This window comes from Variovorax sp. JS1663, assembly GCF_002157355.1.
Taxonomy (GTDB): Bacteria; Pseudomonadota; Gammaproteobacteria; order Burkholderiales; family Burkholderiaceae_C; genus Variovorax.
Genome location: NZ_LYMK01000047.1, coordinates 47,043 through 53,722, shown reverse-complemented (window position 1 = coordinate 53,722; position 6,680 = coordinate 47,043). Strand labels below are relative to the sequence as shown.

The window sequence follows — 6,680 nt, the reverse complement described above, 5'->3', positions numbered from 1 at the left end:
GCAGCAGGCCGCGCCGCGTGCCGTGGCACCGACGCCACCACCGCCGCCGCCCAAGCAGCCGGACATCGCGCTGGAGCGCGAGAAGAAGCTCAAGGAGCAGAGGGAACGCGAGCGCGAGGAAGAGCTGGAACGCCAGCAACAGAAGAAGCTCGAGGCCGCCCGCAAGGCCGCGCAGGACAAGAAGGAACGGGAAGCCAGGGAACGCGAGCGCGAGCGCGCCGAAGAAGAGGCCGAGCGCAAGAAGGAACAGCAGCAGAAACTGGCGGAGGCGAAGAAAAAGCAGGAGGCCGAGGCCGCGAAGAAGAAGGAGGCCGAGACCAAGGCCGCCGCGCAGGCCGCGGCCGATCGCGCCGCCACCCTCAAGCGCATGCAGGCCATGGCAGGCACCGGCGGCGAAGGCAATGCCGCGCGCTCCTCGGGGCCTTCCGGCAGCTACGGCGGCAAGGTGGCGGCGGCCGTGCGGCCCAACGTGGTGTTCCCCGAGGCCGATCTGGTCAACGGCAACCCGGGCGCCGAGTTCGATGTGCGCCTCGCGCCGGACGGCACCATCGTCGGAACGCCAGCGCTGGTGAAGAGCAGCGGCCTCGGCAACTGGGACGAAGCCGCGCTGCGCGCGTTGCAGAAGACCGAGAAGCTGCCGCGCGACGTCGACGGCACCGTGCCGCCGCGCCTGATCGTCACGCTGCGGCCGAAGCGCTGAGAGAGATCGACGGCGCCGCCGTCATTCGTACACCACCGTCGCCTTGCCCGCCTCGGCCTGCGCCATCCAACTGGCCAGCGCCGCATCGGTGGGAAAGAACTTGGCGCGCTCGCCCAGCTGCAGCTCCACCTGCGCGCCGTTGCGCGCCATCGACAGGCGCACGCCCAGGCCCTGCAGCAGCTCGCCGTGCTCGCTCTGCTCGGTGCGCGGCGGAAACTCGCGCACCAGGCGCGCGATGTCGGGTGCCTTGCCGTTGACCGCCACCCGCAGGAACTTGCCGAAGCGGCAGCGCGCGGTCGCCAGGTCCCAGACCTGCTGCACCTGGAAGCGCGCCTCGAAGCCGCCGCGGCCGGGCTGCAGGCGGCCGCTGACGATGACCAGCTCGTCGTCCTTCAGCGTGTTGCGGTTGTTGTTGATCAGCGCCTCGTCGGCCGTGGCCTCGATGGAGGCCGACTTGTCGTCGAGCTTGAAGATCGCGAGCCGGCCGCGCTGGCCGTTGATCACGCGCATGTCGCTCACGATGCCGGCGATCACCTGCTGCTCGCGGCTGTCGATCAGATCGTCGATCTCGCGCTTGCAGAAGCGCCGCACCTCGTGCGCCACCTCGTCGAACAGGTGGCCCGAGAGATAGAAGCCGATCGCCGTCTTCTCCAGCGTCAGGCGCTCCTTCACGCCCCAGGGCGTGGCATCGACCAGCTCCGGCTCCTGTGTGGCCGAGCCGTGCTCGCAATCGCCGAAGATGTCAGCCTGCGCCGCATTGGCCTCGGTCGCGCTGGCGAATTCGAAGGCGCGGTCGATGGAGGCCACCAGCGCCGCGCGGTTCTGCTGCAGCGCATCGAAGGCGCCGGCCTTGATCAGCGCTTCCACCGTGCGCTTGTTGATGCGCTGGCGGTCCACCCGCACGCAGAAGTCGAACAAGCTCTTGAACGGGCCGCCCTCCTCCCGCGCCCGCACCACCGCCTCCACCGCCAGCTGGCCGGTACCCTTGACGGCGCCCAGACCGTAACGGATCACCTTGTCGGTCACCGGCTCGAAGCGGTAGTTGCCGCGGTTCACGTCCGGCGGCTCGAAGGTCATGCCGAAATTCTTCTGCGCGTCCTCGAACAACACCTTGAGCTTGTCGGTGTCGTCCATTTCCACGGTCATGTTGGCGCAGAAGAACTCGGCCGTGTAGTGGACCTTGAGCCAACCCGTGTGATAGGCCAGCAGCGAGTAGGCCGCGGCGTGCGACTTGTTGAAGCCGTAGCCCGCGAACTTCTCCATCAGGTCGAAGATCTCGTCGGCCTTCTCCTCGCTGATGCCGTTCTTGGCCGCGCCCGCACGGAAGATCTTGCGGTGCTCGGCCATCTCCTCGGCCTTCTTCTTGCCCATCGCGCGACGCAGCAGGTCGGCGCCGCCGAGCGAGTAACCGCCCAGGATCTGGGCGGTCTGCATCACCTGCTCCTGGTAGACCATGATCCCGTAGGTCTCGGAGAGCATCTCCTCCACCATCGGGTGCGGGTACTCCACCGGCTCGCGGCCGTGTTTGCGGGCCACGAAGCTGGGGATCAGGTCCATCGGACCCGGGCGGTACAGCGCGTTCAGCGCGATCAGGTCTTCCAGCCGGGTCGGCCGAGCGTCCTTCAGCATGCCCTGCATGCCGCGCGATTCGAACTGGAACACGGCCTCGGTCTTGCCTTCGGCGAAGAGCTTGTAGGTCGGCGTGTCGTCCAGGCGGATATTCTCGAAGGCGAAGTTTTCCTGGCCCTTGTGGCGCTTGACGATGAACTCCTTGGCGATCTCCAGGATGGTCAGCGTTGCCAGGCCCAGGAAGTCGAACTTCACCAGGCCGATGGCCTCCACGTCGTCCTTGTCGTACTGGCTCACCGCCGAGTCGCTGCCCGGCTGCTGGTAGAGCGGGCAGAAGTCGGTGAGCTTGCCCGGCGCGATCAGCACGCCGCCGGCGTGCATGCCGATGTTGCGCGTCATGCCCTCGAGCTTCTGCGCCATCTCGACGACGGTCCTGACCTCTTCTTCCTTCTCGATGCGCGCCGCCAGCTGCGGCTCCATCTCGATGGCGTAGTTGTTCTTGTCGCCCTCGACCTTCGGCACCGGCGGGTACTGCAGCGTGACCGACATGCCCGGCTTGTTAGGGATCAGCTTGCTGATGCCGTCGCAGAAGGTGTAGCTCATGTCCAGCACCCGGCCCACGTCGCGGATGGCGGCGCGCGCGGCCATGGTGCCGAAGGTCGCAATCTGGCTCACCGCGTCCCGGCCGTACTTCTGCTTGACGTAGTCGATCACGCGGTCGCGATTACCCTGGCAAAAGTCGATGTCGAAGTCGGGCATCGACACGCGCTCGGGATTCAGGAAGCGCTCGAACAGCAGCTTGTATTCGAGCGGATCGAGGTCGGTGATCTTCAGCGCATAGGCCACCAGCGAACCGGCGCCCGAGCCCCGGCCCGGGCCCACCGGGCAGCCGTTCTGCTTGGCCCAGTTGATGAAGTCACCCACGATCAGGAAGTAGCCCGGGAAGCCCATCTTGAGGATGGTGTTGATCTCGAACTCCAGGCGTTCGACGTAGCGCGGCCGCTCGGCATCGCGCTTCGCGGTGTCGGGGTAGAGATGCGCGAGCCGTTCTTCCAGGCCTTCGAAGGAGGCATGGCGGAAGTACTCCTCCATCGGCATGCCGTTGGGCGTGGGGAAATTCGGCAACTGCGGCTTGCCCAGCGTCAGCGTCAGGTTGCAGCGCTTGGCGATCTCCACCGTGTTGGCGATCGCGCTCGGCACATCGGCGAAGAGCTGCTCCATCTCGACCGAGGACTTGAAGTACTGCTCCTGCGTGAAGCGGCGCACCCGGCGCGGATTGCCGAGGATCTCGCCCTCGGCGATGCACACGCGCGCCTCGTGCGCCTCGAAGTCCTCGGCGGTGGCGAACTGCACCGGATGGGTAGCGACCACCGGCAGGTTCAAACGGGCGGCCAGTTGCACCGCGGCCACCACGTGCGGCGCGTCCTCGGGCCGGCCGGCACGTTGCAGTTCGATGTAGAAGCGATGCGGAAAAAGCCCTGCCAGCTGCAGCGCGAGCTCGGCCGCGCGCTCGGCCTGGCCTTGCAGCAACGGCGCGCCCAACGGGCCGGCCTGCGCGCCGGACAACGCGATCAGGCCGCCCTGCAGCTCCTGCAGCCATTCCAGCTTGCACACGGCCTGCGCCTGCCCGCGGCCCACGTTCTGGGTCCAGGCGCGCGCCAGCAGCTCCGACAGGTGCAGATAGCCTTCGAAGTTCTGTACCAGCAGCACGATGCGGCTGAGGATGCCGGGTTCGCTGCCCAGGCCGTCCACGAAGACTTCGGCGCCCAGCACCGGCTTGACGCCCTTGCCGCGCGCTTCCTTGTAGAACTTGACGCCGCCGAAGATGTTGTTGAGGTCCGTGATCGCCAGCGCCGGCTGCTTGTCGGCGGCGGCGGCCTTGACGGCTTCGTCGATGCGGTTGGTGCCGTCGACGACGGAAAACTCGGTGTGCAGGCGCAGGTGAACGAACATGGGCTCGATTGTAGAAAGCCCCCCTTCCACCCTGTGAGTTGGTGATCCCTACAATCCCCGGCCGTGCAAAAGATTTTGAATATCGCGGCTTACCGTTTCGTGCCGATCGAGGATGGGCAAGCCCTGCGCGAGGCGTTGCGCGCACGCACGCATGCGCTGGCACTCAAGGGCACCATCCTGCTCGCGCCGGAGGGTATCAACCTGTTCGTCGCCGGCACCGAGGCCAGTGTCCGGACCTTCCTTGAAGAGCTGTGCGCCGACCCGCGCTTTGCCGGCCTTGAAACCAAGGAAAGCTGGTCCGAGGCCCAGCCCTTCCGCCGCATGCTGGTCAAGCTCAAGCGCGAGATCATCCGCATGGACCATCCCGCCATCCGCCCCGCGGCCGGCCGCGCGCCAGGCGTCGATGCACCCACGCTCAAACGCTGGCTGGACCAGGGCCACGACGACGCCGGCCGGCCGATCGTGCTGCTCGACACGCGCAACGCCTTCGAGGTGGAGCACGGCAGCTTCGAGGGCGCCATCGACTGGCGCATCAGGAAGTTCACCGAATTCCCGCAGGCCCTGCGCGATCATCGCGAACAACTGGCCGGCAAGACGGTGGTGAGCTTCTGCACCGGCGGCATCCGGTGCGAGAAGGCGGCTATCCTGATGCGCGAGGAAGGTGTGGCCGACGTACTGCAGCTCGAGGGCGGCATCCTCAAGTATTTCGAGGAGGTAGGCGGCGCCCACTACCGCGGCGAATGCTTCGTGTTCGATGGCCGCGAGGCGCTGGCGCCGGATCTGCGCCCGCGCGCGAACGGAATCAGCGCCCGGGCGCAGGAAGACCCAGACCTCGCGATCAAGCGTTGAGATGCCCCCCCAAGCGCCCCCACTTCGTGTGGGTCGCTGCCCCCCGAGGGGGCCGCAGGCCGCCTCGGGGCGGCCCGGCGGCGGCCTGGGCTCACACCGGCGTGGTGCCGGTATCCGGCGGCGCCTGCACCTTGAAAGGATGGCCCGGCAGCGGGATGAACTCGCTTTCGCCGGGCACGTGGCCCATGCGCTGCGCGGCCCAGTCCTCACCCGCCTCCAAGATGCGCTCGCGCCGGCTGGAGACAAAGTTCCAGGTGATGTAGCGCGGCGCGTCCAGCGGCTCGCCGCCGATGACAACGGCGCGCACTGCACCATCCGTCTCGATCAAGACAGCCTGGCCTTCGGGCAGCACCGACATGGTGTGCTGTGCCACCGGCGCTCCGTCCAGTCGCAGCCCCGCATCGACCGGATAGAGCGCCATCTCCGCGGCCAGCGGGGGCAGCTCGAAGCGCGCGCCGGATGGCAAGGCCAGATCCAGGTAGAGCGTGTTCGAGAAAGTCTTGACCGGTGAGCGAGCACCGAAGGCCTCGCCCACCAGCACCCGAACCGCCGTGCCCTGCACTTCGACAGCCGGGATTTCATCCGCCGCGGTGTGCGCGAAACTCGGCTCGACTTCTTCGTGCGCCTGCGGCAGCGCAGCCCAGAGCTGCAGGCCGTGGTTGACGTAGGTCGCATCCAGCAGATGCTCGGGCTTGCGCTCCGAGTGCACGATGCCGCGGCCGGCCGTCATCCAGTTGATCGCGCCCGGGCGGATCTCCTGCACCACGCCGAGGCTGTCCCGATGCATCATCGCGCCCTCGAACAAGTAGGTGACCGTCGCCAGCCCAATGTGCGGATGGGGGCGCACGTCGTGCTCGTTGCCCGGCGTTTCGGTGGCCGGACCGAAATGGTCGAAGAAGACGAAGGGGCCGACCGAGCGCCGCTTCGCCGCGGGCAGCAGGCGCCGGACCTTGAAGCCGCCGCCCAGGTCCTTGTCGTGCGGCTGCAGTTGCAGCAATGGTTCGTTCATGATGATTCTCCGTGGGATTGTTCGATGGGGCCGGGTTCAGCGGCGCGATGCAGCCACCCGGGCCACCTCCTCGCCGAAGGCGAAGGCGGTCTCCAGGTCGCCCTTGGCCATCTCGGCCGGGCTGGCATCGGTGGGCGAGGTGGTGAGCAGGCCGGCGTAGCCGCCGACATAGTTGAGCGAATCGCGGCGCGCCGCCTTGTCATGGCTGGGCGGGATGCCCAGCGGCACCCACAGTCCGCCATGCTGACTGGCGAAGTGCCACAGGTACGTGAGGGTCGCGTCTTTGTCGCCGTTCATGCCGGAACTGTTGGTGAAGCCGGCGAACAGCTTGCCACGCCAGCCCTGCACGTACCAGACCTTGGAGGACGCATCGGCAAACTTCTTGAACTGCCAGCTGACCCCGCCCATGTAGGTGGGCGAGCCCATGACGATGGCGTCGGCCGCGGCCAGCAGTTCCCAGCCGCCGGCCGGCAGGTTGCCGTCGGCGTCGATCTGCAGCAGTTGAGCATTGGCGCCGTCGGCCACCGACTGCGCGACGCGCTGGGTGTGGCCATAGCCCGAATGGAAGACGACGACGATCTCGCTCATAGATAACCTCCG

The 6,680-nt window shown here is 67.4% G+C and carries 5 protein-coding genes; 2 read left to right on the top strand and 3 right to left on the bottom strand.

Features of this window, described 5'->3' with window-relative positions; all coding sequences use genetic code 11:
- Positions 1–700, top strand: a 700-nt coding sequence (gene tolA, locus A8M77_RS28665) for a cell envelope integrity protein TolA (RefSeq protein WP_143694790.1), incomplete at its 5' end; no start/stop codon positions are given.
- Positions 701–721: 21 nt separating this feature from the next.
- Here tolA and dnaE read toward each other — a convergent pair.
- The gene (gene dnaE, locus A8M77_RS28660) at positions 722–4,222 is read right to left on the bottom strand and encodes a DNA polymerase III subunit alpha (RefSeq protein ID WP_086924866.1); all 3,501 of its coding nucleotides are present in this window, start codon (positions 4,220–4,222) and stop codon (positions 722–724) included.
- A gap of 63 nt (positions 4,223–4,285) precedes the next feature.
- Between dnaE and A8M77_RS28655 the strand changes: the two genes are divergently transcribed.
- A complete protein-coding gene (locus tag A8M77_RS28655) occupies positions 4,286–5,071 on the top strand; it encodes a sulfurtransferase (RefSeq protein WP_086924865.1) in 786 nt (261 codons plus the stop codon).
- A 91-nt stretch (positions 5,072–5,162) separates the two neighbouring features.
- On the opposite strand, the gene A8M77_RS28650 is transcribed toward A8M77_RS28655, so the two are convergent.
- Positions 5,163–6,080 carry a pirin family protein gene (locus A8M77_RS28650; protein WP_086924864.1) on the bottom strand — a complete coding sequence of 306 codons (918 nt, stop codon included), beginning with the start codon at positions 6,078–6,080 and terminating at the stop codon, positions 5,163–5,165.
- A gap of 36 nt (positions 6,081–6,116) precedes the next feature.
- Positions 6,117–6,668: a flavodoxin family protein gene (locus A8M77_RS28645; RefSeq protein WP_086924863.1), complete on the bottom strand. Its 552-nt coding sequence runs from the start codon at positions 6,666–6,668 to the stop codon at positions 6,117–6,119.
- Positions 6,669–6,680 lie beyond the last annotated feature (12 nt).

Excerpts from the sequence above, each read along its gene's own strand:
- dnaE (WP_086924866.1), bottom strand. The coding sequence starts at position 4,222 with ATGTTCGTTCACCTGCGCCTGCACACCGAGTTTTCCGTCGTCGACGGC.
- A8M77_RS28650 (WP_086924864.1), bottom strand. The coding sequence starts at position 6,080 with ATGAACGAACCATTGCTGCAACTGCAGCCGCACGACAAGGACCTGGGC.
- A8M77_RS28645 (WP_086924863.1), bottom strand. The coding sequence starts at position 6,668 with ATGAGCGAGATCGTCGTCGTCTTCCATTCGGGCTATGGCCACACCCAG.